The sequence below is a fragment of the Amycolatopsis sp. NPDC049159 genome (assembly GCF_040648295.1).
GTDB classification, from domain to species: domain Bacteria; phylum Actinomycetota; class Actinomycetes; order Mycobacteriales; family Pseudonocardiaceae; genus Amycolatopsis; species Amycolatopsis pretoriensis_A.
Window position 1 is genome coordinate 101,880 of record NZ_JBEZDL010000013.1, and the last position, 25,127, is coordinate 127,006.

The window sequence follows — 25,127 nt, forward strand, 5'->3', positions numbered from 1 at the left end:
TCAGGGCCGGCAGGCGTAGATGCAGTTCTGCGGACGCGGGGACCCGAGCACTTCGACGTGCCGGAACCCCGCGTCCGCGAGCATCGCGGTGGCGGTTTCGGTACCCCACATGGCCCCCAGCGCGGCGCCGCCCTCGGCCAGCGACGTCGTCGTGCAGTACATCAGGCTGATCGAATAGCACAACGCGGCGAGCGGGTCACCGACGTTTTCGGCGACGTCGCCGGAGAAGTTCGTGTCCACCATGAAGAACACGCCGTCGGGCGCGAGCGCGCCGCGGATCCGGCCCAGCACGACGTCCGGCCGGTCCTGGTCGTGGACGGCGTCGAAGGCGGTGATCACGTCGTACGGCGGATCGGCCGTCAGCTCGGCGGCGTCCCCCACGGCGAACTCGGCGTTCGGGAGGTCCTGGGTGTTTTCGCGGGCCTGGTCGACGACGCCGGGGTTGATGTCGATCCCGGTGAACCGCGACGCGGGGAAGGCCCGCGCGGCGACGGCGACGGCGTTCCCGGTGCCGCAGCCGAGGTCGAGCACCCGAGCCCCGGCGGCGAGCCGTTCGGTCAGGCCGGGGACGGCCCCGAAGAAGCCGTCGACGAGGTGCTCGCGGTAGATGTGCTTCCAGCTGTCGCCGGTCTTGGCGCCGAGGGTTTCGAGGTGGGGCCCGTACGCCGAGCGCGGGACGCCGCCACCTTCGGCGAACGCGCGTTCCAGCTCGGGGAGGATGCCGGTGAAGGCGCTCAGGGTGAGCAGCGAGGGCATGAGGTTCGCCGCGGTCTCGCCGAGCAGGAACTTCGCGTGCTCCGGCGGGAAGGTGTACTCGCCGGCGTCGAGGGTGAAGAGGCCGCCGGTGACCATGGCACCGAGCCACTCGCGGACGTACCGCTCTTGAAGACCGGCGCGTTCGGCCAGCCCGGCACTGGTGGCGGGCCCCCGGGCGGCGGCTTCGAAGAGCCCGGTGCGGTGGCCGACGCCGATCAGCATGGTGAGGGCGCTGCCGGTCATGATCGTCGTGAGGTGGGCGGCGAAGTCCTTTTCCTCCATGGGAGGCGAGCTTACGGTCCGGCCGGGCGGGATCGGCTCGCCACTTCCCCCGCCCGGCCGAGGCGCCGTCAGGCTTCCTCGTCCTCCAGGCCCGCGTCGGCCAGTACGGCGTAGACCCGCCGCCGGGCGTCCGCGAGGATCTTCTTCACCTCGGCCACCTGGGCTTCGGTGCCGCTGTGCCCGACCTGCGCGGCGGCGCCGGACAGCTCGCCCAGCGCGTGCCACAGCGCGGCGAACCGGTCGGCGTTCGGCTCCTCCTCGGGCTCACCCCACAGCGCGGCGAACTCTTCCTCCCGGCCGGCGACGTGCGCACGGCCCGCATCGGTCAGCTCGGCCACCCGACGGCCGGCGGTCTCGACGGTGTGGACCAGGCCTTCGTCCTCCAGCTGCTGCAGGATCGGGTACACGGAGCCGGGACTGGGCCGCCAGCGGTCGTGGGTCCGGCGGCGGATCTCCTGCATCAGCTGGTAGCCGTGCATCGGCTCCTCGGCCAGCAGCGCCAGGACGGCCGGGCGCACCGGACGCGCCGCGGGCCGCCCGCCGCGGAACTCCCGCACCCGCTGCCACGCACCCCCACCGCCGCCCCAGCCGCCCGGACCACCGAACGACCCGGGACCACCGGGGAACCCGGGAAACCCCGGCGGCATCGGCGGCTGGGGCGGGTGCGGCGGGAACCCGCCCGGCGGGCCCCCGCGCGCCAGGTCCGGGCCACCATCCCAATCCTCGTGCCCCGGCACCCCGTGCAGCTCCGGCTCGTGCCCCGGCCCACCGTGACCGCCCAGTCCGCCGTGCCCACCCGGCCCGTGGCCAGGCACGTCGTGCAGGCCCGGCCCACCGTGCCCACCTGGCCCGTGGCCAGGCACGTCGTGCAGGCCCGGCCCACCGTGCCCACCTGGCCCGTGGCCGGGCCCGCCGTGCATCCCGGGTACGTGGCCGTGCAGCCCCGGCCCGCCGTACTCACCCGGATCGTGGCCGGGCCCACCGTGCGGTCCCGGCCCACCACGGCCGCCGTGGTCGTGGTCCGGGCCGCCGTGATCGCCCGGCTCGTACCCGTGCAGGCCGTGCAGGCCCGGGCCGCCGTGGCCGGGCATCCCCGGCATCCCGTGCCCACCCGGGCCGTGGCCGAAGGGGCCGCCGAACCCGGCGAAGATCCGTCCTGCTCGCGCTGACCTGTCCATGCGTTCTCCTCGTGGTAGCCGTATCGTCGACATTCACACGATATATCGCCGCTCGATCGGCGGCAACCCACCCGGAGGAGAACCACCGAGCCCCGGCGACGGCCGCGTTCACCGGAAATTTCCTCCCCGGCCATGAATAGTTCGTTATACGCCGGGTTGTACGGGTCTTGTACGGACCGCGTCGACGCTGCCGCCGAGACGCAAGACGAACCCGTAAGGAGAACCGTGAACCTCACCCGGATCGCCAGAGGCCTCCTGGCCGGGCTGCTGGGGTGCGCCGCCGTGGCCGTGCCGGCGACCATCGGCACCGCCGCCGCGCAGGCCGACGTCAGCAGCACCCTGGTGTTCGCCAAGAACACCGAAGGCCACGACTGCTACCGCATCCCCACCGTCGTCAAGGCGAACAACGGCGACCTGCTCGCCTTCGCCGAAGGCCGCAACGGCGGCGCCAGTACCTGCAACGACCTCGGCGAAATCGACCTCGTGCTGAAGCGCTCCACCGACGGCGGCAAGACGTGGGGCGCCGTGCAGACGGTCATCAAGGCCAACGGCGACACCAAGGGCAACCCGGCGCCGATCGTCGTCCCGGGCAGCAACCGGGTCGTGCTGCTGTCCACGATGCAGTGCTACACCAACCCCGCCTGCGGCCGCGTCCCGCGCGTGTCCCTCAGCGAGGACAACGGGAAGACGTGGGGCGCGCCGCGCGTTCTGACCACCGAACTCGGGTTCGCGAGCGCGCCGGGCTGGCTCGCCACCGGGCCGTCGCACGGGATCGTGCTCACCCGCGGCGCGCACGCCGGGCGGCTCGTCGCCGGGGTCAGCTGGACCACCGGCGGCAAGGACACCGGCGCGCTGGTCTACAGCGACGACCAGGGCACCACGTGGCGCCGCGGGGCGACCGACTCGCCGACGACCGCGATCAACCCGCAGGAGATCAGCGTCACCGAGCTGCTCGACGGCCGCGTCTACGCCGCCGCGCGCAACCAGGCCAACGACGGCGACAAGTGCCTGGCGGGCGGGACGCGCAACCGCGCCTTCGCGCTCAGCTCGGACGGCGGCGCGACCTTCAGCTCGAAGTTCGCCTTCGCCACCGACCTCGTCGCGCCGACCGTCCAGGGCTCGACGGCCCGGATGAGCGCCACCGACACCGGCGGCAGGTACAACCGGGTCGTGTTCGCCGCACCGTCCACTTGCGACCGTCGCAAGGAGCTGCGCGTGCACTCTTCGTTCGACGAAGGCGCGAACTGGACCGGCACCGCGGGCAGCCTGCTCGTGTGGGGCCAGGACGCGGCGTACTCCGACATGGTCCAGCTGTCCCCGTCGTCGGTCGGCGTGCTGTTCGAAGCCGGGCCGGAGCTCCACGCGAACGACACGATCCGCTACGCCACGGTGACCGACGCCGCACTGGGCGCCCCGGCCTGCGGGCTCGGGTACGGCGTCATCGATTCGGCGCCGCTCGGCACGGCGGGCACGGCCTACCTGTCCTACAACGCCGCCACCGGCAAGAACTGCGTCAGCGCGATGAAGAGCGCCAACGCCGGCAAGGCGACGCAGACGTCGGCCTTCCTGGAAGTGCAGGGCTCGGCGCGGGTCACGGACTCGGGTGCGTTCTCGTACTTCGCCGGCCCGGTCGCCGCGGCCGCGGCGGACAAGTGCGTGAAGTGGGGCGGCGCGGCCGACGGCCAGGCCTACACCAGCGGGTTCGAACACTGCGGCTGACGCGGTGGAGGGGACCGCGCCGTGGCCGGGTCCCCTCCCCGTGGCCGCCGAACGCGTCACACCCGCGCCCCGGGTGTTGCACCGGGGCCTCCGGGAGCGATGTAACAACCATGGTCCGCCCCGAAGACGAACAGGACCGCGCACTGGCCGCGGCGCTGCGGGAGTGGGCGCGTCAGGTCGACTCTGTCCCCTACCCCGCCAAGCTCGACATCGACGCCCTGCTGGAGCGGCACTACCAGTCCCAGCGAGAACCGCCGCCCGCCGCGTCGCTGGTGGTCACCGCGACCGCCGACGCCACCGTCGTAGCGGTCACCGGGGACATCGACCTGGCCCGCGAGGACCGGCTGCACGGCCGGCTCGCCGAAGAGGTCGCGCTGGCCCCGCGGGGTCTCGTGCTGGACCTGGCCGGCGTGCGCCACTGCTCCGCCCGCGGGGTGGCGCTGCTGCACGAGGTGGCCGGGCGCGCCACCCGCGCCCGGGTCCCGTTCGCCGTAGCCGGGTGTCCCGCGGTGGTCCGGCGGGCGATCGAAACCCTCCGGCTGAGCCTGCCGCTGCACGCCACCGCCGACGACGCCGTCGAGTGGCTCGGGATCCTGGCCCGGCTGCAGGCGGAGGGGGCTACTTCGCGGCCGCTGGGGCCGTGGCCACCGCCGCCTCGCCGAACTTGATCCCCTTGGCCTCCTTGCCGATCGCGGTCAGCACCGCCACCGCGACCAGGCCGGGGACCACGGTCCACACGAGGGCCGAGGTGTACCCGTGCGACTCCGCGATGGCCTGCTGGATCGGCAGGTTCAGCGCGGCCAGCAGGTTGCCCAGCTGGTAGGTCACGCCCGGGTAGAACCCGCGGATGGCGTCCGGCGACATCTCGGTCAGGTGCGCCGGGATCACGCCCCACGCGCCCTGCACCATGATCTGCATCAGGAACGAGCCGAGCGCGAGCATCCCCGCGCCGTGGTCGAACGCGAAGATCGGGATCACCGGCAGGCCGAGCACCGCCGCCGTGACGATCGTGCGGCGGCGGCCGAGCCGTTCGGACAGCGTGCCGAAGGTCAGGCCGCCGATGATGGCGCCGACGTTGTACAGCACGGCGATCCACGTGCTCGTCGCCGCGCTGAGCCCGGCGCCGCCGTTCTCGTGGGCCTTCAGGAAGCTCGGGTAGACGTCCTGGGTGCCGTGGCTCATCCAGTTGAACGCCGTCATCAGCAGGATCAGGTAGCCGAAGCGGCGGATGACCTTCGGGTTCAGCAGGATGTCCTTGACCGACGTCCGGCTCACCCGCAGCTTCTCCCGCGCGACTTCCCAGACTTCCGACTCCTTCACGCGCGCCCGGATCAGCAGGCTGATCAGCGCCGGGAAGATGCTCAGCACGAAGATCCAGCGCCATTCGAGGTCGAGCAGCGAGTGGAACAGCAGGTACGCGAGCGCGGCCAGCAGGTAGCCGATCGAGTAGCCGACCTGCAGCAGGCCGGAGAAGAACCCGCGGCGGGCCACCGGGATCTTCTCCATCGCCAGCGCCGCGCCGAGGCCCCACTCGCCGCCCATGCCGACGCCGTAGACGAACCGCAGGACCAGCAGCACCGTGAAGTTGGGGGCGAACGCGCACAGCAGGCCGGCCACCGAATACAGCAGGACGTCGGCCATCAGCGGGATCCGGCGTCCCACGCGGTCGGCCCACAGGCCGAACAGCAGCGCGCCGACCGGGCGCATGACCAGCGTGGCCGTGGTGATGAACGCCAGCTGCGTCGCCGTCGCGCCGAACGACTTGTCCTTCGCGATGTCCGCGAGGACGAAGACGACGAGGAAGTAGTCGAAGGAGTCCATGCTCCAGCCGAGCAGCGCCGCGAGGAAGGCGTTGCGCTGATCGGATGTAAGCGCTTTCTTCCCCGGAGCCGGTTCCGTCTTGTTTTCCGTCACGTTTGCCCCGTCCCGTCGGTTTTTCACCGGAAGACCGCAGGCACGGTCTAGCACCCACCGCGGGGTACGGGCAAGGGTCAGAGCGTGACGCGGGTGCGGACGCGGCGGCCGACGTCCCGGGCCCAGGCCTTGATCCGGTCCCAGTCGCGGAAGTCGCCGGCGCGGCGGCCGGAGGCCAGCAGCCGCGGGATCAGCCCGTGCACGGTCGCCGGGTCGAGGCGGCCGCCGAAGGTCGCGGTGCGCTCGGCGTCGATGCGCGCGGCGAGCAGCGCCACGTTCGGCGGCAGGCTGACCTGCTGGCCGGCGGCGCCCGGGCCGCACGGTCCGCTGTGGAACAGCCACACCGGACGCTCGGCCAGCGCCCGGGCGTTGCGCTCCAGCAACCGGACCGCCTCGGGCCGCCACCGGTGGTAGTACAGGGCGCTGCCGACGATGACCGCGCCGTAGCCGTCGACCCCGGCGACGTCGGCGGCGTCGCGAACGTCCGCGGTCAGGCCGCTCCCGCCGAGCTCGGCCGCGATCACCTCGGCGATCTGCCGGGTTCCGCCGTGGCGCCCGGCGTAGGCGACGAGGACTACGGACATGCCTCCATTGTCGGCCCTGGCGGACCGGGCCGCCCCGCGGGCCGCTCACGATCCGCCATACGGGCGCTCTTACGTTGCTCTTCGTGGGTCCGCGAGCCGCCCGTTCACCCTCAAGGGCTCGCGGGCGGTAAAAACGCCGGGCGCAGCGCCGGATCAGGCTCGTCGTAGTAGCGGTGGAACACCGCTGTCTGCCCGCCGGACACGGGCGGCACGATCCAGCTCCAGTCGGCCGGGCAGCGGCGTCCCGCACGCTCTTCGCGCTCCAGGTGGGCCAGGAAGCGCTGCGACTCGGTGTGGTGGTCGGCGATCGTCACGCCGGCGGCGTCGAACGAGTGCTGGACCGCCAGGGTCAGCTCGACCAGCGCCCGGTCGCGCCACAGCGTGCGCTCGGACGCCGTCGGCAGGCCCATCAGCTCGGCGATGACCGGCAGCAGGTCGTAGCGCTGCTCGTCGGCCAGGTTCCGGGCGCCGATCTCGGTGCCGAGGTACCAGCCGTTGAACGGCGCCGCCGGGTAGGTGACGCCGCCGATCTCCAGCGGCATGTTGCTGATCGCCGGCACGGCGTGCCAGCGCAGGCCGAGGCCGGCGAACCAGCGGTGGTCGGGGTGGGTGAGCGGGACCTCCAGCACGGCGTCCGGGGGCAGCGTGAACAGCCGCGGTTCGCCGGGCAGCGCCTCGACCAGCAGCGGGAGGACGTCGAAGGACCCTCTTCGTTCCGGCGGCCGCCAGCCGAGTCTTCGCACCTGCTCGGTGAACCCGGCGTACCGGGGGTCGCCGAGCACGGAGCCGTCGTCGAGGCGGTACCCGGCGTAGCGGATCAGCTGCTCGTTGTGGATGCGCGGGCCCGGCGCGTCCGGGGTGTCCGGGGCGAACACGGTGACGGTCGGGCGGATCCGGCCGCCGCGGGTGGCCTGGCGCAGGTGGGCGACGCATTCGCCGGCGATCGCCGCGGGGTCGGTGACCCGCCGCCGGTCGCGGATGCGGAGGCTGCGCCAGTACAGCCTGCCGATGCAGCGGGCCGAGTTGCGCCACGCGACGCGCGCGCCGTACGCCAGCTCGGCCGCGGTGTGGCGGTAGGTTCCCGCTTCGGCGATTTCCGCGCGGACCGCGGCGAGCCGGTTCTCGAACCGCTCCCCCGCTTCGGCGGCGCCCTCGGCGAACATCCGGTCCAGGAATTCTTCCGCTTCGGCGGAATTGACGCTCTGCTCCTCCGATACGCGCTGTGGGTAAAGCGGCAGCGGCGCCGTCACCCGCTCAGGTGTAACGGTCACCGCGCTTCCCCACTCTCCGGAATCGTGTTCTGCAGCCCGACGAAAAGGTTCACCGTTCCTCCGATGGTCGCCGACGACAAGCCGGCCTGGAGGTCCTGCCGCCCCCGGCACCTCCGGCCAGGCGGGGGAGAGTACCCGACGATTCGCGCGACGCACTCCCCCGATCGTGAATTCCACTCCGCCGGTCCCGGAATGCAGCTTCGGCCAGGGAAAACGTCGGCAAGATAACTGTCACCAAGCGTCATTCGGACATGGCGCAGCGCATTTCCCGTCAATCGATCACAGTGGACAGTGCGGCTTTCGTGATCCTTTCCCGGAAAGGGCCGTTCGGCTGTTCGTGCGCTTTCGCCGAACGGCCTTTCCGGGGCGCGGTCCCCCGTGTATCAGCGCGCCCGCGCGCGACGTTAGAGTCGCGGGCATGAGCCGGATTCCCGTGGTCCTCGTCGCCGGGTTCCTCGGCGCGGGCAAGACGACGCTGCTCAACCACCTGCTCGCCAACCGCGAGGGTGCCCGGGTCGGCGTCGTGGTCAACGACTTCGGCCAGGTGAACGTCGACGCGCTCGCGGTCGCCGGCCAGGTCGACACGATGGTTTCGCTGGGCAACGGCTGCCTGTGCTGCGCCGTCGACGCCAGCGGCCTCGACGCGATGCTCACGCGGCTCTCGTCGTCCGAAGCGGGCATCGACGTCATCGTCGTCGAGGCCAGCGGAATCGCCGAGCCCCGCGACCTGATCCGGCTGATGATCGCCAGCGAGAACCCGGACATCCGCTACGGCGGGCTGGCCGAGGTCGTGGACGCGGTGGAGTTCGAAGCCGCCCGGGAGCGCCACCCCGAACTGGCCGACCACCTGCGGCTGGCCGACGTCGTGGTGCTGAACAAGGCCGACCGCGTGTCCGCGGAGGACCTCGCCAAGCTCACCGCGGCCGTCGAAGAGCTGGCGCCGGGCCGCCCGCTGCTGGTCACCGAGCACGGCCGCGTCGACCCGCGGCTGTTCTTCGACCCGGAACCCCGCGGCGAGCGCGTCGGCCAGCTGTCGTTCGACGACCTGCGCGAGGAGCACGACCACTCGCGGCACCTGCACGCGAGCTACCAGACGGTCACGTTCACGGCCGGGACGCCGCTGGCGCCCCGCGCGTTCGTGGACTTCCTGGAGCGCCGCCCACCTGGGCTCTACCGCATGAAGGGCCAGGCCGACTTCGGCATCGACGCCCGCTTCCACCTGCACACGGTCGGCGGCTTCGTCGAGCTGGCGCGGTCGCCGTGGCCCGCGCGGGCACCGCACCGCACCGAGCTGGTGCTGATCGGCGCGGGCCTCGACACCGGCGCCGTCCTGGCCGAGCTGGAGAGCTGCGTGGCCCCCGACCCCGCGGTGGTCGACGAACGCGGCCTGCTGCACATCCTGCGTTACCTCCCCGACCAGGCCTGACACGCCGACGACCGGCAAATGCGCTCCCGCCCCACCCACGGCGACGGACACTGTCGCCCATGACGACCACCGCGGTGAGCGCACCCCGCTGGTACCGGGTCGGCGTGCTGCCCGAAGACGTCCCCCTGGCCCACCTGATGACCCGCTCCGGCGACCTCCGCTACCGCCGCTCGGCGTGCGGCGAGCGCGAATCCCGCAGCTGGAAACCGGTCGACTTGACGACAGCGGAGGTGACGCCCTGCCCGGGCTGCGTCGCAACGCTGTCGGGAGCATCGGCGACCGAGGGCGAGGACCGCGGCCAGCTGTCGCTGGACCTGGAGGTCTAGGCAGGGCGAAGGGCCGGGAAAGGACGATCGCGGCGCGGTGAAGAGACGGTGGGGGTGGCTCGCGGGCGCCGTGGCGGTGCTCGCCGCCTCCGTGTCGGTCGGCGTCTGGGGATTGCCGTTCGTCGGCTCGTGGTCGGATCGGACGCGCGACGTCGTCGAGGCGTTCAGCTGGATCTTCGCCATCGGTACGCCGGCGGTGGCGGCGGCGGTGTGGGCAGCCAGAGGGGTCCGAGCTGCCGGGAGGCGCCGGACGGAGCCGTCGCTGGCCGGCCGGGCCCTGTTCCTGGTGTCGGGCGCGTTGCCGACGCCGCGAAGCACCACGCTCTGGCAGCTGCGGGTGAAACGGGCGATCGCGTCGCCGTCCAGCGCGGACCGGCACGCGCCGCCCCATGTCCCCCGGGCTCTCGAGAGCGGCCTCGACGAGCAACTGCGGCGGGGTGGGCCGGTGCTGCTGCACGGTCCCGCCGCGGCGGGCAAGACCAGGGTCGCGGCCGAAGCGCTGCGGCGGGTGTTCCCGGACCGGCCGTTGCTGATCCCCGCAGACGGCCCTCGCTTGCGTGAGCTGGTCGACCTGGACCTGGTAACCGCGGAATGCGTCGTCTTCCTCGACGACCTCGAACGCTTCCTGGTGCCGGGCGGCCTCGACCTCGCACTCCTGCAGCGGCTGGTCCCCGCGGTCGCGATCCTCGCGACCCTGCGGGACGACGAGCTCGCCCGATTCGGCCAGGCGTCCCGCCAGGCGGCGGACGAACTGGCCGCGGGCGGCATCCCACTCGCCGCGGTCGACCTGCTGGACCAGATCACCGACGAACGCCGGATCCCGGTCGCGCGCGACCTGACGGACGACGAGCGCGACCGCGCCCACGAACTCGCCCGCCGCGACCGGCGGATCGCCCAGGCCCTGGCGGCGCGGGAGGGCTTCGCCGAGTACCTGGCCGCGGGTGCGGCCATGGTCGAGCGGTGGACAGTAGGCGAAGGGCCGTTGTTCCAAGTGGGCAGCGCGCTGATCACGGCGGCGGTGGAATGCCGCCGGGCCGGGGTGCACGAGCCGTTGCCGGTGGAGCTCTTGGCGGGTTTGGCCCGCGAGTTCGTCGATCCGGCCTGGCGGGACCGCGGCGACCTGCCCTCGGTCGAAGAAGCGTCCGCCTGGGCGACCCGGCGCGTCCTCCAGGCGAGCTCATGTCTGCAGCCCCACCGGGACAAGACCCTGATGGCGATGGACTACCTGGTCGACCACGCCGACCGCGGCGGTCCACCCGGCCACGGCCGCGAAGTGCCGGACGCGGTGTGGAACGCGGTGCTCGACCGACCGGCTCCCGAACGCGCTTACAGCGTGGGTGTCACGGCCTACCTGCGAAGCAGGCGTGACGTCGCGCAGCGCGCATTCCGCGCCGCGGCCGAAGGCGGCCACCTCGAAGGGATGACGGCGTTCGGGGTCCTCTGCTACCAGGGTGAGCGCCTCGCTGAGGCCGAGCAGTGGTGGGCGGAAGCGGCCGGCCAAGGGCAAACCTCGGCGATGGTCAACCTCGGGGTCGCCCACGACAAGCGCGCCGAGCGCGAGACCGCGCTTGCTTGGTGGCGCCGCGCGGCCGACTTGGGTGACCCCGAAGCCGTCTACCGCCTGGGATGCGTCGAAGAAGAGGCGGGGAACACGGCCGCGGCGGAAGAGTGCTTCCGGGCCGCCGCCGAACAAGGCGAACCGCGGGCGTTCTCCAGCCTCGGCGAGCTGCACCGGCAAGCCGGCCGGCTGGACGAGGCGCTGGGCATGTTCCGGGAGTCCTTCCGGCTCGGTCAGCCGTTGGCGGCCTTTTGCGTAGCGTTCGTCCACCAGGAAAGGAAGGAGCTGAAGGAAGCCGCGAAGTGGTTCGCGATCGCGGCCGATCTGAAGACTCCCTTCGCGATCACCAGGCTCGCCACCGTCATGCTCCAGCTGGGGGAAGAAGACCGGGCGGAGGCGTTGTTCCGCAAAGCCGCCGAGGACGACGACGGCGAAGCGCTCGCCTGGCTGGCCGGCAAGACAGACGACGTCGCGGAGTCCGATCGGCTGTACCGGAAAGCAGCGGAGCAGGGGTTCCGCAGTGCCATGACCATCACGGCGATCCGCCTGTTCGCCCGCGGGGACGCGGCCGGCGCCGAACACTGGTACCGGAAGGCGGCGACGGACGGCGAGCCGGCGGCGACGGCCGCCCTGGGGTCGCTCCTGCACACCAGCGGCCGTTACACCGAGGCCGAAAAGTGGTACCGGCGAGTGATCGAGTCACAGCTCGAGGCCGACCCACGCGCGCCGGGACTGGAAGACCAGGTCATGGGCGGCTGCGTGGTCAACCTGTCGAAAATTCTTTACCGCCGCGGAAAACCGGCCGAGGCGGAAGAACTCCTGAGGCGGGGTTCGGCCGCCGGTCTGCCGACGGTCATGACTCATCTCGCGGCTCGCCTCACGAAGAGCCGGCACAAAAGCGAAGCGATGGAGTTGTACGTCCGTGCCGCCGAGGCCGGCGAGGTCGACGCTCTGGTCGTGCTCGGCGAGCTGGCGCTGCAGGAAGGCGACATGGCCGCGACGGAAAAGTGGTTCACGCTCGCCGCGGAACAGTCGGACGTCGACGCCCTCGTGAACCTCGCAGTTCTTCGCCGGAAGGCGGGGGACGTCGAAGGGATGAAGAAGTTCCTGCGGCTCGCGGCCGATCTGGGCGATCCGGACGCCATGGTGGATCTGGGCCGCTCAGCGGATGCCGAGCAGGACGAGAACCAGGCCGAGCTGTGGTACACCCGTGCCGCCGACCACGGAGACGTACCGGCGATGTCGGTGCTCGGCCGCCGGGCGTTGAAGCGGGACGACCCGGAGCTGGCGATGTCCTGGTTCGCCCGGGCCGCGGAAGCCGGCAGCGTCGAAGCGGCCTTCGACTGCGGCACCATCTTGCTGGATCGGGGAAACCCCGCCGAAGCGGCGATCTGGTGGCAGCGCGCCGCGGCCGGCGGCGACCTGCGCGCCACCATGAACCTCGGAGTGTGGCTGAAGAGCCAGGGCGACGTCGCCGCCGGAGTGAAGCTGATCGAGCACGCCGCCCGCGGCGGGCAGGCGGAAGCGATGCTGGCTCTCAGCAGGCACCAGGCCGATCGGGGGCAGTTGCCGGAAGCCATCAGCTGGGCCGTGCGGGCCGCACACCATCGGCACTTCGAGGCCTTTGCGCACACCGCGGCCTTGAACGCGATCGCCGGTGAATTCGAGCAAGCAGCCGAGTGGTACCGCCTCGCCGCCGCGATCGGCGACCCCGCCGGAGAAAGGGGATTGGCGCGGCTCGAGCGGATCGCCGCCGCACGAGGTAGCAACGAAGTCTAACCGAGCGCCTTCTCGTAGCAGATCGACTCGGGATCGCTTTCGTGCGGCGGGAAGTTCGGCACCCGGCGGTACCCCGCGCGCTCGTACAAGCGGATCGCCGCCGGCTGGTGGCGGGCCGTTTCCAGGCGGAGGCGGCGTGCGCCCTGGCCGCGGGCGAGGCGCTCGGACTCCGCCACCAGGGCGCCCGGGACGTCGGTGCCGCGGGCGTCCGGGGCGACGAACAGGCGCTTCAGCTCGGACACGCCCGGCTCGACCGGTTCGACCGCGCAGCAGCCGATCGCGCGGGGGCCGTCGTGGGCCAGGAGGTAGCGGCTCGCCGGGTCCAGCGGGTGGGGCCGGACGTCCGGGGGCAGGTCGTGGACCACGATCAGCTCGGCCGTCATCGCCGTCATCAAGGCGAGCAGCAACCCGTCGTCGGCCGGGCACTCCGCGACGGTCGCCACCTTCACGCCTTCTTCGCCCGGCTCGGCGCCACCCGCGGCGGCTCGTTGGGCATCTTCGGGTAGACCGGCGGCCACGGCGCGTCCATCAGCCCGTTCGCCAGGTCCGCTTCGGACATCGCCAGCAGCGGCTCGATCGACTGCGGCCGCTCCCCCGCGCCGGCCCACGGATCGCCGCGCTCGGCCACGCGCGCGGGCACCGTGCTCAGCGTGAGCTCGTCCGGCTCCACGGTGTCCAGTTCGTCCCAGCCGATCGGCGTGGACACCTGCCCGCCCACCCGCGGGCGCACGCACCAGGTGCCGAACACGGTCTTGTGCGGCGCGTTCTGGTTGAAGTCGACGAACACGCGCGAGCCGCGTTCCTCCTTCCACCACTGCGCGGTGATCTTCTCCGGGTGACGGCGTTCGAGCGCCCGCGCCAGCGCGACCGCCGCGGCCCGCACCTGGAAGCTGTCCCAGCGCGGTTCGAGCAGCACGTACAGGTGCAGGCCCCGCGAACCGGACGTCTTCAGGTGGCCTTCGATGCCGTGCTCGGCCAGGAACTCCCGGGTCAGCACAGCGGCCTCGCGCAGGTCGTCGAAACCGATGCCGGGCGACGGATCCAGGTCGACGCGCAGCTCGTCGGCGACCTCCGGCGTGTCCGCCAGGTACGGCCACACGTGGAAGCCGAGGCAGCCGAGGTTCACCGCCCACAGGATGTGCGCGAGGTCCTTCGCCACCAGCGCGTCGCTCGTCGTGCCGTTCGGCGTCGAGACGACGGCGGTGCTCAGCCACGGCGGCGCGCCCTTCGGCACGCGTTTCTGGAACCAGTTCTTGCCACCGGCACCGTCCGGGTAGCGCTCCAGCAGCAGCGGGCGCCCGCCGAGCCGGGCCAGCAGCGGGCCGGAGATCGCGCGGTAGTACTCGACGAGGTCGAGCTTCGTCTCGCCGCGCTCCGGGAAGTAGACCTTGCCCGGGCTGCTGATCTTGACCTCGACGCCGTCGACGTCCAGCAGCACCGCCTCGCTCATCGCGCCTCCCCGAACAGCTTGGCGAGCTCGGCGGGCGGCGCCTCGTCGAGCTGGGCGTACGTGCACGACTCCGGCGTGCGGTCGGGCCGGAACCGGACCAGCCGCCCGCCGTGGCGGAACCGGCCGCCCTGCAGGTGCTCGTAGCGGACCTCCGCCACCCATTCGGGCCGCAGCGGCTCCCAGGAGAGGTCCTTCTGCGGCGCCCAGCGGCTCATCGCGCCCGGTTGCCGGCCGGGCTCGGGTTCGTACTCGGCCCAGGACCGCCACGGGTGGTTCTCGAGCGCGTTCTCCCGCAGCGGCGCCAGCTCGTCGACCAGCTCGGCCCGCCGCGCCTTGGTGAAGCTGCTGGCCACGCCGACGTGGTGCAGCACGCCCTCGCCGTCGAACAGCCCCAGCAGCAGCGAACCGACGCCGGCGCCGTCCTTGTGCCAGCGGAACCCGGTCACGACGCAGTCGGCCGTGCGCTCGTGCTTGACCTTCAGCATCACCCGCTTGTCCTGCTCGTACGGCAGGTCCGCGGGCTTGGCCATGACGCCGTCGAAGCCCGCGCCCTCGAACCGGGTGAACCAGTCCTCGGCCTGCGCCGGGTCGTCGCTCAGCGGGGTCAGGTGGACGCGCTGCAGCCCTTCGGCGTCGGTGCGCAGGATGCTCTCCAGCCGCGCGCGCCGCTCGCGGAACGGCTCGCCGGTGAGGTCGGTGTCGCCGAGGGCGAGCAGGTCGAACGCGACGAAGCTGGCCGGCGTCTCCTCGGCGAGCTTGCGCACGCGCGAGGCCGCCGGGTGCAGCCGCAGCTGCAGCGCCTCGAAGTCCAGCCCCGCCGGCGTGACCAGCACGATCTCGCCGTCCACGACGCAGCGGGGCGGCAGCGCGGCGGCCAGCAGCTCGGCCAGCTCGGGGAAGTAGCGGGTCAGCGGGCGGTCGTTGCGCGAACCCAGCTCGATCTCGTCGCCGTCGCGGAACACGACGCAGCGGAAACCGTCCCACTTGGGCTCGAACAGCAGCCCCGGGTCACGAGGCACCTCGTGCACGGCTTTCGCGAGCATCGGCCGCACCGGCGGCATCACGGGCAAGTCCACCGCGCGAGCTTAAAACACAGGTACGACACTTCTTGAAAACAACACAGTTGAGCGTGATACACACTGACTCGTGACCACCGAACGCCCAGAACCGCCCCTGACCGGGGGCGAGCGCGAAATGCTGCGCACCTTCCTCGACTTCCACCGCGCCACCCTCGCGATGAAGTGCGACGGACTGTCCGACGAGGACCTCCGCCGCGCCGCCAGCCCACCGTCGACGCTGTCGCTGCTCGGCCTGGTCCGGCACATGGCCGAAGTGGAGCGCACCTGGTTCCGGCGCGTGATCAACGCCGAAGACGTCCCGCTGCGGTGGTCGGCCGAAGGCGACTTCCAGGCCGCCTACGACGCGAGCTCCTCGACGCGTGAGGAAGCCTTCGAAGCGTGGCAGACCGAAGTGGAGCACTCCCGCAAGATCGAAGCGGCGGCCGAGTCTCTCGACGTCACCGGGTACCAGGCCCGCTGGGGCGAGGACGTCTCGCTGCGGCTGGTGATGCTGCACATGATCCACGAGTACGCCCGCCACAACGGCCACGCGGACTTCATCCGGGAAGCCGTCGACGGCGCCACGGGAGCCTGATGGACGTGCTCGCGTGGCTGCTCGACTCGGACCCGGCGCTGCGCTGGCAGGTCGAGCGCGACCTCGCGGGCACCCCACCCGAGATCTGGGAGGCGACGCGCGCCCGCGTCGCGACGGAAGGGTTCGGCGCGCGCCTGCTGGCGGCGCAGGACCTCGACGGCCAGTGGGCGGGCGGCGCGTTCTTCCCGGCCGGCTTCCGCGGTGACGAACCGCAACCGTGGACCGCGACGACGTGGTCGCTGAACGCCCTGCGCGAATGGGGTCTCGACGCCGCGGTCCTGAGCGGCACGGCCGGGCTGCTGGCCGCGAACAGCCGCTGGGAGTACGACGACCTGCCGTATTGGAACGGCGAAGTCGACTGCTGCATCAACGCGTGGACGCTGGCCAACGGCGTGTGGCTGGGCGCCGACGTCGCCGGCATCGCCGACTGGTTCGCCCGACACCGGCTGCCGGACGGCGGCTGGAACTGCGAGTGGGTCGAGGGGTCGACGCGCTCGTCCGTCCACTCGACACTCAACTCGCTCAAAGGCCTGCTGGCGCACGAAACCGCGACCGGCGGCACCGCGGAAACCCGCGAAGCCCGCCGCCTCGGCGAGGAGTACCTCCTGGAACGCGGGCTGTTCCGGCGGCGGTCGACGGGTGCGCCGCTCGCGCCGTGGGTGCGCGAATTCGGCTACCCGATGCGCTGGCACTACGACGTCCTCAACGCCGCTTCGTACTTCCGCGACGCGGGGCGCCCGGACGAGCGGCCGGCGGCGGCGATCGAGCTGATCCGCGCGGCCCGTCAGCCGGACGGCACGTGGCTCCAGCAGCGCACCGACGCCGGCCGCGTGTGGTTCCCGGTGGACGTCCCGGCCGGGCAGCCGTCGAAGTGGCTGACGTTCTTCGCGACCCGCGTCCTGGACTGGTGGGACGCCCGCTAGAGCTCCGCGAGCAGGAGCCCGCTGCGCGGCTTCGGCGTGAAGTAGGTGGCCTTGCGCGGCATCCGGCGGCCCGCCGCGTGCACGGCGAGGACGTCGGCGTGGCTCACCGGTGCCAGCAGGACCACCGCGTCGGCGTCCGGCGGCACCGGGCGGCCGTCCGGGAGCGGGTGCGTGCACGGGCCGTCGGGGTCGATCCCGAGCGCGTCGGCGAAGAGGATCCGCTCGACGATCTCGTGGTCGATCACCGGTCCGGGCCCGGCGAAGCCCGTCCGCGGCAGCGGGACCCTCAGCACCGCGTCGCTCGCGCGTACGACAGCCTCGCCGGTGACCGGGACCGCGTGCTCGTCGTAGCGGACGTCCAGGCCCGCCGCGGACCAGCGCGACACCAGGTCCTCCGGGCCGAAGCCGGTACCGGTGAGCACCCGGTGGATCGCGCCGATCCGCAGCGACGGACCCGCGGTGACCAGGGCGAGCAGCCCACCGTGCCCGGCCGCCGCGGCCGCGGCCACGCGGTGGTTGCCGTCGGCGACCAGCAGTTCGGCGGCACCGGCCGCGCCGAGCAGGCGGTGCTGCAGCGGCCCGGCGGGCACCACCCACAGGTCGTGCCGCCGCCCGGCCGCGTCCGAAGTGGACAGATCGGGCAGGCCGAGCGCGCCGCACGCGCGCGTCACCTCTTCGGTCAGCAGCTCGCCGCCGGCGGCCGGGACGAGCAGCGCCGCGCTGGTCGCGCAGCCCAGCCCGGCGAGCACGGCGGCCCGCTCGGCGACGACGTCGGGGTAGACGTCCTCGGTGTGCCGGACCCGGGCGGTGCCGTCGTCGGTCACCGCGGCCGGGTCGACCAGGCAGAGCAGGCCCAGCGCGACACCGTCCGGCCCTTCGATCCGGTAGGGCGCGACGACGTCCCGCACCGGCCGGTAGGCCCGCTTGCGGAGCCGTTCGAGCGCCGCGCGGGCGATCGGCACGGCGGCGGCCAGGTCGAGGCCGCGCGCCAGCGCCGCGGGCGTGCGCGCGGGGTGCTGCACGGCCAGCAGCGTGTCCCCCGCGCCGGGCTTGGCCAGCGCGTAGGCCACCCGGTCGGGCTCGGCGAACTCGTCGACGTCGGGGCCGGGGACCTCGTCGCGGACCACCCAGCCCCGGCCGATCGGCCGGATCCAGTCGTTCATCCCTCCCATCTTCCGCGAAGAGGCCGAAGACGGAAATTCACTGGGTGCGCCGCCCCGTCGATGGAATGCTTAGGACTGCAAAGCAGTTGACCCCGGTCATGACCGTCCCGAGGAGCAGCCCGCCGATGACGACACCCGCCGCCACCAGCGTGAAGGGGGTCGGCTTCCGATCCGAACGCGGCCCGGTGCTGGTCGCCGTCATGCTCAGCACCGCGCTGGTCGCGCTGGACAGCACGATCATCGCGACCGCGGTGCCCTCGGTGGTGCGCGACCTCGGCGGGTTTTCGCAGTTCCCGTGGCTGTTCTCGATCTACCTGCTCACCCAGGCCGTCACGGTGCCGCTCTACGGCAAGTTCGCCGACGTCCTCGGCCGGCGCCCGGTGATGTTCTTCGGGATCGCGGCGTTCCTCGTCGGCTCGGTGCTGTGCGGCGCCGCGTGGAGCATGCCGGTGCTGATCGCCGCCCGCGCGGTGCAGGGCATCGGCGCGGGCGCGATCCAGCCGATGTCGATGACGATCATCGGCGACCTCTACACGGTGGAGGAACGCGCCAGGGTGCAGGGCTACGTCGCCAGCGTCTGGGGCGTCGCGTCGGTCGTCGGCCCGACGCTGGGCGGCGTGTTCGCCGAATACCTGGACTGGCGGTGGATCTTCTTCGTCAACCTGCCGCTGGGCGCGATCGCCGCGCTGATGCTGCACCGCAACTTCGCCGAGCGGGTGGAGCGCAAGCCGCACAAGGTCGACTACACCGGCGCCGCGCTGCTCACCGTCGGCTGCTCGCTGGTGATCCTGGCCCTGCTCGAAGGCGGCGTCGCGTGGGCGTGGGGTTCGCTGCCGAGCGTGGGGATCTTCGCCGCGGGCGCGGCGCTGCTGGTCGCGTTCGTGCTGGTGGAGAAGCACGCGGCCGAGCCGGTGCTGCCGCTGTGGGTGTTCACCCGGCGGACCCTGGTCGGCGGCAACCTGGTCGCGGTCGTGGTCGGCGCGGTCCTGATGGGCCTGACGTCGTACCTGCCGACGTACGCGCAGGGCGTGCTCGGCGCGGGCGCGCTGGTGGCCGGGTTCGCGGTGGCGGCGCTGACGGTCGGCTGGCCGATCTCGGCTTCCCTGGCCGGCAAGATCTACCTGCGCATCGGCTTCCGCGACACGGCGCTGATCGGCAGCGTGTTCATCATCGCGGGCGGCGTGCTGGTGGCGATGCTCGGCGCGACGTCGTCGATCTGGGCGGCGGCGACCGCGGCGTTCGTCCTCGGCATCGGCCTCGGCCTGGCGGCGAGCCCGACCCTGGTGGCGATCCAGTCGGTGGTCGGCTGGGACCGCCGCGGCGTGGTGACGGCGACGAACCTGTTCAGCCGGTCGTTGGGCAGCGCGGTCGGCGCGGCGGTGTTCGGCGCGATCGCCAACGCGACACTGGCTTCGCGGTTCGCGAACCCGCCGGCGGAGGTGGCGGGCAAGCTGCCGCCGTCGGTGGACGCGACGAGCCTGGTGCTGGGCGGGCACACCGACGACACCCCGGTGGCGAGGTTCGTCCGGGGCGCGCTGAGCGACGCGACCCACTACGTGTTCGTGGGCCTGCTGGCGGTGGCGGTGCTGTCGGTGGTGGCGCTGCTGCTGATGCCGCGCAAGACCGAGCAGCTGGAGTTCTAGGCGCGCCCGAGCAGCGCGAGGATCCCCTCGATCGCCTGCTCGAACGGCTCGGTGCTGTCGGCGGCCTTGGCAAGGACGTAACCGCCTTGCAGGGTCGCCACGACGGCCGCCGCGGTCGCCGCCGGGTCGAGGCCGCCGTCGTCCTCGGCCACCACCTCGGCGAGCCGGGTGCGCAGCCAGGAGAAGGTCTCTTCGACCGGCTCCCGGAGGGCGGGCGCGGCCATCACGTCCGGGTCCTGCGTCAGGCGGCCGACCGGGCAGCCTTTCAAGACGTCGCGCTCACGGCGGAGGTACGCCGCGATGCGCTCGAGCGGCGCGCCCGGCCCGGACAGCTGCGCTTCGGCGGCGGCGCGCATCTCCTCGGCCGTGCGGTCGATGGCCGCGCGCGCCAGCTCCTCCTTGCCGGCGAAGTGGTGGTACATGCTGCCCTGGCCGGCGCCGGCGAGCCGCTGGATGGTCTTCGGGCTGGTCCCGACGTAACCGCGCTCCCACAGCAGCGTGCGGGTGCTTTCGATGAGACGTTCCCTCGTGTCCACGGAACTCAGTGTACCTACCAGTAGGTACATCAGTTCTGCAGCGGCATGAGCTCCGCCTGGAAGTTCGCCAGGAACTCGTCGAAGTCGCCGTGGCCGGGCCGGATGACGAACTTCGACAGCCCGGCCTCGATGTGCTGTTCCACCAGCCGGCGCGCCTCGGGCCAGCTCGTCGCCACCAGGTCGGTGACCGGCACGCCGGGACGCCGCTTGGCCGCCGCGGCGATCAGCTCGTCCGGCAGCCCCTTGTCGGCCACGGCCAGGCTGAGCCCGAAGTGGTCCGCTTCGATCTCCCGGCCCGCCTCCGCCGCGGCTTCCTGGATCGCGATGCGGGCGTCGCGCGCCTGGGCCGGCGTGTGGAAGCTGCCGAGCCACCCGTCGGCGAGCCGTCCCGTGCGGCGCAGGGCGGCCGGCGCCGCTCCCCCGAGCCAGACGTCGAGCCGCTTGGCCGGGCGCGGCCCGAGGTGGACGCCGTCGACGTGGAAGAACTCGCCGTCGAAGGAGACTTCGTCCTCTTCGAGCAGCCGCCGCAGCAGGGTCAGTGACTCGTCGAAGACGGCGGCCCGGCGCCCGGCGGGCACCGGGAAGAGGTCGTGCTCGGCGGCGCGGGCCGGGCGCAGCCCGAAGACCGGCAGCACCCGCTTGGGCGCCAGGCCGGCCAGGGTGAGCAGCTGCTTCGCGACGAGCACCGGGTGCCGGCCCGGCAGGATCGCCACACCCGTGCCGACCTTGAGCTTCGCGGTCGTCGCGAGCGCGTGCGTCATGCCGATGAGGGGATCGACTTCGGGTGAGTAGACGAGTTCCGACAGCCAGAGCGAGTCGACGCCGGCGTCCTCCAGCCGCCGCGCCAGCCCGGCGAACTCGCCGGGTCCCGTTCCCGCCGCGGGTGCGACGCCCAGCCTGATCTTCAGCACGGTTCCTCCCGGAAGGCTCTCCCAGGGGCAACGCGCCGGGCGGCCGGGAATTCCTCAGGCGGTCGCGCTGATCACCCGGCTCAGCGCGGCGTGCAGCGCCTCCAGCTCCGGCAGGTCCATCCCGAGGGTCTCGACGACCTTGTACGGGATCTTCTCCGCCTCCGCCCGCAGTGCGCGCCCCTGCTCCGTCAGCTCGACGGTCAGCTGCCGCTCGTCCGCGCGGCTCCGCGCCCGTGTCACGTACCCCAGTGCCTCCAGCCGTTTCAGCAGCGGGGACAGCGTCGCGGGCTCGTGGCGCAGCGACGCGCCGAGGTCCTTCACCGAGCGCGGCGAGCGTTCCCACAGCGCGAGCATCACCAGGTACTGCGGGTGGGTCAGGCCGTACGGCTCGAGCAGCGGCCGGTAGATCGCGATCACGCTGCGCGAAGCCACCGACAGCGCGAAACACACCTGCCGGTCCAGCTTCAGCGGGTCCTCACCCAGGTCGATCATGTCCCCGATCCTACTGTGTCGCCGGTCGCGCTAATGATTAGTGCACTAAGCATTAGTGTACTATGGAACTCATGGAACGACCGAGTGTGCTCCGCTGGTTCGGCTACGCCGTGGGCGTCCGGCTTCCCGCGCGCCTCAACGACTGGGCCCTGCACGACGCGACGTCGAAGCACTGGCGGGCGCGGTACGTCCTGCAGCGGTCGGTCGGCATCCTGCCGCTGTGCGCGGTGTGGCTGCTGCTGCCCGGCTCGATCTGGCTGCGGCTCTCGCTGGTTCTCATGGCCGCGCTCGTCGCGTACTTCTACTCCTGCGCGTACATGGAGGAGAGCGTCGAGCACCGGCTCGGCCGGCAGGGCTTCCCGCACAACACCGGACGCCGCCTGCGCGCCGAAGCCGCCGAGTCGAAGAACGCCGAAGCGACCGCCCGCTACCTCGCGCGCTACCGGACCCCCTCGGAGGGTTGGTTAGAGTCCGGGGACCATGAGACGCAAGCTCCGGCCCCCGATCCCGCCGCGCCACGGGCTGGACCCCGCCCGGCTGAAGCTCCCTGACGAGGGCGGGTGGCCGACCCTGCTGGCGCACCTCGTCGACCGGCTGCCGAGGGTGGCACCGGACCGCATCGAGGAAATGCTGCGCGAGGAGCGTATCCACGGCCTCGACGGCCCGCTCGGCGTCGACACGCCGTTCGAGCCCGGCTCGTTCATCTGGTTCCACCGCGACCTGCCGGACGAGGTGCCGGTCCCGTTCGAGATCCGTGTCGTGCACCGCGACGAGCACCTGCTGGTCGTCGACAAGCCGCACTTCCTGGCGACCATCCCGCGCGGCCAGCACATCCTGGAGACGGCGCTCGTGCGCTTGCGGCGCGAGCTGGACCTCCCGCAGCTCTCGCCCGCGCACCGGCTCGACCGGGTCACCGCCGGCCTGGTGATGTTCGTGATCACGCCGGAGCTGCGCGGCAAGTACCAGACGCTGTTCCGCGACCGCCGCGTGCACAAGGAGTACGAGGCGATCGCCCCGTACGACGCCACCCTGGAGCTGCCGCGGACGGTCCGGAGCCGGATCGTCAAGGAGCGCGGGGTGCTCGCCGCGCGCGAGGAGCCGGGCGAGCCGAACGCGGAGACGTACGTCGAACTGGCCGAGCACCGCGACGGCCTGGGCCGCTACCGGCTCCGGCCCTCGACCGGCCGCACCCACCAGCTGCGCGTCCACCTCAGCGGCCTCGGCATCCCCATCCTCGGCGACGACTTCTACCCGCAACTGCGGGAAAAGCCCCTCGGCGACTTCACGAAACCGTTGCAGCTGCTGGCGAAGGTGCTCGCGTTCGACGACCCGGTCACCGGGACACCCCACCGCTTCACCAGCGGCCTGCGGCTTTCCGCGTGGGACGACCTCGCCGCGTGGGCGGCACCCCCGGCGTGACCCGGGAACGCCGCCGGTGCGTCCGAGCGCCGGCCAGCGCCAAATCCGCTCCCGATGACCGTTGCGGACGCAACAAAGCAAGACGCGGCGAACGACCAACGGCAGGCCGGGCTGCGTCTCTCCTACTTGTGCCAGAACTTCACGCCGCTCCACTGCACCGTGATCGGCCCCGCGCCGCTGGACGTGCGGTAGCTGCCGAACTTGTCGTAGTAACTGCCGCTCGCGCTGGCGATCGTCTGCTTCAGCGAGCCGTTGAGGTACACCTTGTGCGAGCTGCCCACCTGGTTGATCGTGTTCACCCGCACCGCCGTGCCGACGGTCGCGCCGCTGCCCAGCGTCGCCCCGCCCTCCACCGCGTACATCCGGCCGCCCTTCTCGACGGCCAGCAGGAAGTACGGCCCGGCGTTCGAGCCGTCGCGGAACGTCTGCTTGAGACTGATCCGCGTGCCGCTCATGCCGGCGATCTTGAACGAGCCCTCGAACTGGTGGGTGCCGCCGGTGTAGGTGGTGTAGCGGCGTTCCGCGCGCTGGTCACCGCTGCCGGTCGAGCACGTCAGCTGGAAGGTGAGGCCGGAGAGCTGCCCGCAGCCCCGCTCCTGCTCGGTGTAGCCCGGCGAGTCCGGGGTCCACGGACCGGTCCCGACCTGGGCGTCCGCCGTGGGCGTGAGGATCGCGAGTCCTGCCGCGACCGCCATGAGCACGCCCGCACCGTGAATTCTGCGCACCGTCGACCTCCTGGGTCACTCGAGGCGGCGGTGCTGTGACTGTACGAGCCGGAGCCGTCACGGACAAGAGTTTTCCCGGGCGGTGTCGAATCCGCCGGACCTCGTTCGACAGACTCGTGAAGGCACCACCGATCATCCCCGAGGAGCACCCATGCGCACCCTGATCTCCACGTCGTTCGTCTCGCTCGACGGCGTCGTCGAAGCCCCGGGCGGCGAGGCCGGCTACCGCAACGCGGGCTGGACCTTCAAGGACGTCGAGTTCGACCCGGCCGCCTACGAGATGAAGGGCACCGAGCAGGAAGAGGCCACCGCGCTGCTGCTGGGCCGCGTCAGCTACGAGGCGTTCGCGCCGGTCTGGCCGGGCATGACCGTCGAGTTCGCCGGCTACAACGCGATGCCGAAGTACGTCGTGTCGACCACCCTGCAGGACACCGAACTGGTGGACAACTGGGGCGAGACGACGATCCTGCGGTCGCTGGACGACGTCGCCGCGCTCAAGGAGACCGAGGGCGGGCCGATCATCGTCAACGGCAGCGCCACCCTGAACCGCTCGCTCGCCGACGCGGGCCTGCTCGACCGGCTCCACCTGCTGGTGTTCCCGGTGCTGCTCGGGGCGGGCAAGCGGCTGTTCAGCGAGACCGACAAGGACAAGCAGAGCCTGAAGCTGATCGACAGCGCGTCGTACGGCAACGGGATCCAGAAGCTGGTCTACGAGTTCGTGCGCTGACCGCCGCGGGTCCGGCCGGTGTTTCACGTAGAACACCTGTTCGAACGTGGTGTACGGTCGGACCCATGACGACCCCGGCACTGCAGGCTTCGCTGTTCGGCGAATCCGGCCCCGTCACGCTGCACCCGCTGGCACCGCGCCGGACCGAACTCGGCTCCGGCGCGTGGATCGACGTCCAGCCGGGCTGGCTCGACGGCGCCGACGAGGTGTTCACCGACCTCGTCACCGGCGTCCCGTGGCAGGCCGAGCGGCGCCGGATGTACGACCGGCTCGTCGACGTCCCCCGGCTGCTGTGCTTCTACGGCGAAGCGGCGCCGCTCCCCCACCCCGTGCTGGCCGAGGCGCGCGCCGCGCTGAGCGAGCACTACGCCGGCGAACTCGGCGAACCGTTCCGCACGGCGGGCCTCTGCTACTACCGAGACGGCCGCGACAGCGTCGCCTGGCACGGCGACACGATCGGCCGCGGCAGCACGGAGGACACGATGGTGGCGATCATCTCGGTCGGCACGGCCCGCCAGCTGGCCCTGCGCCCCCGCGGCGGCGGCGAGTCCCACCGCTACGCCCTCGGCCACGGCGACCTCATCGTGATGGGCGGCTCGTGCCAGCGCACGTGGGAACACGCGATCCCGAAGACGAGCCGTGCGGTCGGCCCGCGGATCAGCATCCAGTTCCGGCCGCGCGGCGTGCGCTGA

General features: G+C 72.2%; 25 protein-coding genes and 1 pseudogene. 13 read left to right on the top strand and 13 right to left on the bottom strand.

The window, feature by feature from the left end; genetic code table 11:
* On the bottom strand, nucleotides 1-1,038 hold the full coding sequence (locus AB0B33_RS24510; protein WP_360775751.1) for a methyltransferase domain-containing protein: 1,038 nt from the start codon (nucleotides 1,036-1,038) through the stop codon (nucleotides 1-3).
* 68 nt (nucleotides 1,039-1,106) lie between these two features.
* A complete protein-coding gene (locus AB0B33_RS24515) occupies nucleotides 1,107-1,775 on the bottom strand; it encodes a PadR family transcriptional regulator (RefSeq protein ID WP_360775753.1) in 669 nt (222 codons plus the stop codon).
* Here AB0B33_RS24515 and AB0B33_RS24520 point away from each other — a divergent pair.
* The 3 genes from AB0B33_RS24520 to AB0B33_RS24530 all read left to right on the top strand — a co-directional run bounded on the left by AB0B33_RS24520 (nucleotide 1,764) and on the right by AB0B33_RS24530 (nucleotide 4,603).
* Entirely contained in the window at nucleotides 1,764-2,207 is a 444-nt protein-coding gene (locus AB0B33_RS24520; protein ID WP_360775757.1) for a hypothetical protein, read from the top strand. The genes AB0B33_RS24515 and AB0B33_RS24520 overlap by 12 nt on opposite strands.
* 234 nt (nucleotides 2,208-2,441) lie before the next feature.
* Entirely contained in the window at nucleotides 2,442-3,935 is a 1,494-nt protein-coding gene (locus tag AB0B33_RS24525; RefSeq protein ID WP_360775760.1) for a sialidase family protein, read from the top strand.
* Nucleotides 3,936-4,045: 110 nt separating this feature from the next.
* A complete protein-coding gene (locus AB0B33_RS24530) occupies nucleotides 4,046-4,603 on the top strand; it encodes an STAS domain-containing protein (RefSeq protein ID WP_360775763.1) in 558 nt (185 codons plus the stop codon).
* On the opposite strand, the gene AB0B33_RS24535 is transcribed toward AB0B33_RS24530, so the two are convergent.
* The 3 genes from AB0B33_RS24535 to AB0B33_RS24545 all read right to left on the bottom strand — a co-directional run bounded on the left by AB0B33_RS24535 (nucleotide 4,554) and on the right by AB0B33_RS24545 (nucleotide 7,683).
* Nucleotides 4,554-5,849 carry an MFS transporter gene (locus tag AB0B33_RS24535; RefSeq protein ID WP_360775766.1) on the bottom strand — a complete coding sequence of 432 codons (1,296 nt, stop codon included), beginning with the start codon at nucleotides 5,847-5,849 and terminating at the stop codon, nucleotides 4,554-4,556. The genes AB0B33_RS24530 and AB0B33_RS24535 overlap by 50 nt on opposite strands.
* Nucleotides 5,850-5,926: 77 nt before the next feature.
* Nucleotides 5,927-6,433 (bottom strand): flavodoxin domain-containing protein, encoded by a 507-nt coding sequence (locus AB0B33_RS24540; RefSeq protein ID WP_247024176.1) that lies wholly within the window; start codon nucleotides 6,431-6,433, stop codon nucleotides 5,927-5,929.
* A 110-nt stretch (nucleotides 6,434-6,543) separates the two neighbouring features.
* Nucleotides 6,544-7,683: a nitric oxide synthase oxygenase gene (locus tag AB0B33_RS24545; protein WP_360776186.1), complete on the bottom strand. Its 1,140-nt coding sequence runs from the start codon at nucleotides 7,681-7,683 to the stop codon at nucleotides 6,544-6,546.
* A gap of 439 nt (nucleotides 7,684-8,122) precedes the next feature.
* Here AB0B33_RS24545 and AB0B33_RS24550 point away from each other — a divergent pair, with 439 nt between their 5' ends.
* Genes AB0B33_RS24550 through AB0B33_RS24560 form a run of 3 tightly spaced genes read left to right on the top strand, consistent with a single transcriptional unit; the run spans nucleotide 8,123 to nucleotide 12,793 of the window.
* Complete coding sequence (locus tag AB0B33_RS24550) at nucleotides 8,123-9,130, top strand: GTP-binding protein (protein WP_360775770.1); 1,008 nt, start codon at nucleotides 8,123-8,125, stop codon at nucleotides 9,128-9,130.
* A gap of 59 nt (nucleotides 9,131-9,189) precedes the next feature.
* Nucleotides 9,190-9,456: a hypothetical protein gene (locus AB0B33_RS24555; protein WP_360775773.1), complete on the top strand. Its 267-nt coding sequence runs from the start codon at nucleotides 9,190-9,192 to the stop codon at nucleotides 9,454-9,456.
* A 37-nt stretch (nucleotides 9,457-9,493) separates the two neighbouring features.
* Nucleotides 9,494-12,793, top strand: a complete 3,300-nt coding sequence (locus AB0B33_RS24560; RefSeq protein WP_360775776.1) for a tetratricopeptide repeat protein — start codon at nucleotides 9,494-9,496, stop codon at nucleotides 12,791-12,793.
* Here AB0B33_RS24560 and AB0B33_RS24565 read toward each other — a convergent pair.
* Genes AB0B33_RS24565 through AB0B33_RS24575 form a run of 3 tightly spaced genes read right to left on the bottom strand, consistent with a single transcriptional unit; the run spans nucleotide 12,790 to nucleotide 15,319 of the window.
* Nucleotides 12,790-13,236, bottom strand: coding sequence for a GNAT family N-acetyltransferase (locus AB0B33_RS24565; RefSeq protein ID WP_360775779.1), 447 nt, complete (start codon nucleotides 13,234-13,236; stop codon nucleotides 12,790-12,792). The genes AB0B33_RS24560 and AB0B33_RS24565 overlap by 4 nt on opposite strands.
* Before the next feature lie 2 nt (nucleotides 13,237-13,238).
* Nucleotides 13,239-14,243, bottom strand: a complete 1,005-nt coding sequence (gene ligD, locus AB0B33_RS24570; RefSeq protein WP_360775781.1) for a non-homologous end-joining DNA ligase — start codon at nucleotides 14,241-14,243, stop codon at nucleotides 13,239-13,241.
* Entirely contained in the window at nucleotides 14,240-15,319 is a 1,080-nt protein-coding gene (locus AB0B33_RS24575) for an ATP-dependent DNA ligase (RefSeq protein WP_360775784.1), read from the bottom strand. The genes ligD and AB0B33_RS24575 overlap by 4 nt, the downstream gene beginning before the upstream one ends.
* A gap of 70 nt (nucleotides 15,320-15,389) precedes the next feature.
* Between AB0B33_RS24575 and AB0B33_RS24580 the strand changes: the two genes are divergently transcribed.
* Together AB0B33_RS24580 and AB0B33_RS24585 are read left to right on the top strand one after the other, a co-directional pair.
* Complete coding sequence (locus AB0B33_RS24580; protein WP_360775787.1) at nucleotides 15,390-15,896, top strand: DinB family protein; 507 nt, start codon at nucleotides 15,390-15,392, stop codon at nucleotides 15,894-15,896.
* Nucleotides 15,896-16,819, top strand: a complete 924-nt coding sequence (locus tag AB0B33_RS24585; RefSeq protein ID WP_360775788.1) for a squalene cyclase — start codon at nucleotides 15,896-15,898, stop codon at nucleotides 16,817-16,819. The genes AB0B33_RS24580 and AB0B33_RS24585 overlap by 1 nt, the downstream gene beginning before the upstream one ends.
* Here the strand turns inward: AB0B33_RS24585 and AB0B33_RS24590 are convergent.
* Nucleotides 16,816-17,982: a DUF1015 family protein gene (locus AB0B33_RS24590; protein ID WP_360775791.1), complete on the bottom strand. Its 1,167-nt coding sequence runs from the start codon at nucleotides 17,980-17,982 to the stop codon at nucleotides 16,816-16,818. The genes AB0B33_RS24585 and AB0B33_RS24590 overlap by 4 nt on opposite strands.
* A gap of 125 nt (nucleotides 17,983-18,107) precedes the next feature.
* Between AB0B33_RS24590 and AB0B33_RS24595 the strand changes: the two genes are divergently transcribed.
* Nucleotides 18,108-19,625, top strand: coding sequence for an MDR family MFS transporter (locus tag AB0B33_RS24595; RefSeq protein WP_360775794.1), 1,518 nt, complete (start codon nucleotides 18,108-18,110; stop codon nucleotides 19,623-19,625).
* On the opposite strand, the gene AB0B33_RS24600 is transcribed toward AB0B33_RS24595, so the two are convergent.
* Genes AB0B33_RS24600 through AB0B33_RS24610 form a run of 3 tightly spaced genes read right to left on the bottom strand, consistent with a single transcriptional unit; the run spans nucleotide 19,622 to nucleotide 21,564 of the window.
* A complete protein-coding gene (locus AB0B33_RS24600; RefSeq protein WP_360775797.1) occupies nucleotides 19,622-20,161 on the bottom strand; it encodes a TetR/AcrR family transcriptional regulator in 540 nt (179 codons plus the stop codon). The two genes, AB0B33_RS24595 and AB0B33_RS24600, sit on opposite strands and share 4 nt — an antisense overlap.
* Nucleotides 20,162-20,190: 29 nt before the next feature.
* Nucleotides 20,191-21,072 (bottom strand): TIGR03854 family LLM class F420-dependent oxidoreductase, encoded by an 882-nt coding sequence (locus tag AB0B33_RS24605; RefSeq protein WP_247024188.1) that lies wholly within the window; start codon nucleotides 21,070-21,072, stop codon nucleotides 20,191-20,193.
* Nucleotides 21,073-21,126: 54 nt separating this feature from the next.
* Nucleotides 21,127-21,564: a MarR family transcriptional regulator gene (locus AB0B33_RS24610; RefSeq protein WP_247024192.1), complete on the bottom strand. Its 438-nt coding sequence runs from the start codon at nucleotides 21,562-21,564 to the stop codon at nucleotides 21,127-21,129.
* A gap of 86 nt (nucleotides 21,565-21,650) precedes the next feature.
* On the opposite strand from AB0B33_RS24610, the pseudogene AB0B33_RS24615 reads away from it, so the two are divergent.
* Nucleotides 21,651-22,025 (top strand): annotated as a pseudogene (locus AB0B33_RS24615) (DUF5313 domain-containing protein); the annotation flags it as partial.
* 19 nt (nucleotides 22,026-22,044) lie between these two features.
* A complete protein-coding gene (locus AB0B33_RS24620; protein WP_360775802.1) occupies nucleotides 22,045-22,983 on the top strand; it encodes an RluA family pseudouridine synthase in 939 nt (312 codons plus the stop codon).
* A 122-nt stretch (nucleotides 22,984-23,105) separates the two neighbouring features.
* Here the strand turns inward: AB0B33_RS24620 and AB0B33_RS24625 are convergent, their stop codons facing one another.
* Nucleotides 23,106-23,678, bottom strand: a complete 573-nt coding sequence (locus AB0B33_RS24625; RefSeq protein ID WP_360776189.1) for a hypothetical protein — start codon at nucleotides 23,676-23,678, stop codon at nucleotides 23,106-23,108.
* A gap of 181 nt (nucleotides 23,679-23,859) precedes the next feature.
* Here AB0B33_RS24625 and AB0B33_RS24630 point away from each other — a divergent pair, with 181 nt between their 5' ends.
* Together AB0B33_RS24630 and AB0B33_RS24635 are read left to right on the top strand one after the other, a co-directional pair.
* Entirely contained in the window at nucleotides 23,860-24,435 is a 576-nt protein-coding gene (locus tag AB0B33_RS24630) for a dihydrofolate reductase family protein (protein WP_360775805.1), read from the top strand.
* 65 nt (nucleotides 24,436-24,500) lie between these two features.
* Nucleotides 24,501-25,127: an alpha-ketoglutarate-dependent dioxygenase AlkB gene (locus AB0B33_RS24635; protein ID WP_360775808.1), complete on the top strand. Its 627-nt coding sequence runs from the start codon at nucleotides 24,501-24,503 to the stop codon at nucleotides 25,125-25,127.

Excerpts from the sequence above, each read along its gene's own strand:
- AB0B33_RS24510 (WP_360775751.1), bottom strand. The coding sequence starts at position 1,038 with ATGGAGGAAAAGGACTTCGCCGCCCACCTCACGACGATCATGACCGGC.
- AB0B33_RS24530 (WP_360775763.1), top strand. The coding sequence starts at position 4,046 with ATGGTCCGCCCCGAAGACGAACAGGACCGCGCACTGGCCGCGGCGCTG.
- AB0B33_RS24540 (WP_247024176.1), bottom strand. The coding sequence starts at position 6,433 with ATGTCCGTAGTCCTCGTCGCCTACGCCGGGCGCCACGGCGGAACCCGG.
- AB0B33_RS24550 (WP_360775770.1), top strand. The coding sequence starts at position 8,123 with ATGAGCCGGATTCCCGTGGTCCTCGTCGCCGGGTTCCTCGGCGCGGGC.
- AB0B33_RS24555 (WP_360775773.1), top strand. The coding sequence starts at position 9,190 with ATGACGACCACCGCGGTGAGCGCACCCCGCTGGTACCGGGTCGGCGTG.
- ligD (WP_360775781.1), bottom strand. The coding sequence starts at position 14,243 with ATGAGCGAGGCGGTGCTGCTGGACGTCGACGGCGTCGAGGTCAAGATC.
- AB0B33_RS24585 (WP_360775788.1), top strand. The coding sequence starts at position 15,896 with ATGGACGTGCTCGCGTGGCTGCTCGACTCGGACCCGGCGCTGCGCTGG.
- AB0B33_RS24590 (WP_360775791.1), bottom strand. The coding sequence starts at position 17,982 with ATGAACGACTGGATCCGGCCGATCGGCCGGGGCTGGGTGGTCCGCGAC.
- AB0B33_RS24595 (WP_360775794.1), top strand. The coding sequence starts at position 18,108 with ATGACGACACCCGCCGCCACCAGCGTGAAGGGGGTCGGCTTCCGATCC.
- AB0B33_RS24610 (WP_247024192.1), bottom strand. The coding sequence starts at position 21,564 with ATGATCGACCTGGGTGAGGACCCGCTGAAGCTGGACCGGCAGGTGTGT.
- AB0B33_RS24620 (WP_360775802.1), top strand. The coding sequence starts at position 22,045 with ATGAGACGCAAGCTCCGGCCCCCGATCCCGCCGCGCCACGGGCTGGAC.
- AB0B33_RS24625 (WP_360776189.1), bottom strand. The coding sequence starts at position 23,678 with ATGGCGGTCGCGGCAGGACTCGCGATCCTCACGCCCACGGCGGACGCC.
- AB0B33_RS24630 (WP_360775805.1), top strand. The coding sequence starts at position 23,860 with ATGCGCACCCTGATCTCCACGTCGTTCGTCTCGCTCGACGGCGTCGTC.
- AB0B33_RS24635 (WP_360775808.1), top strand. The coding sequence starts at position 24,501 with ATGACGACCCCGGCACTGCAGGCTTCGCTGTTCGGCGAATCCGGCCCC.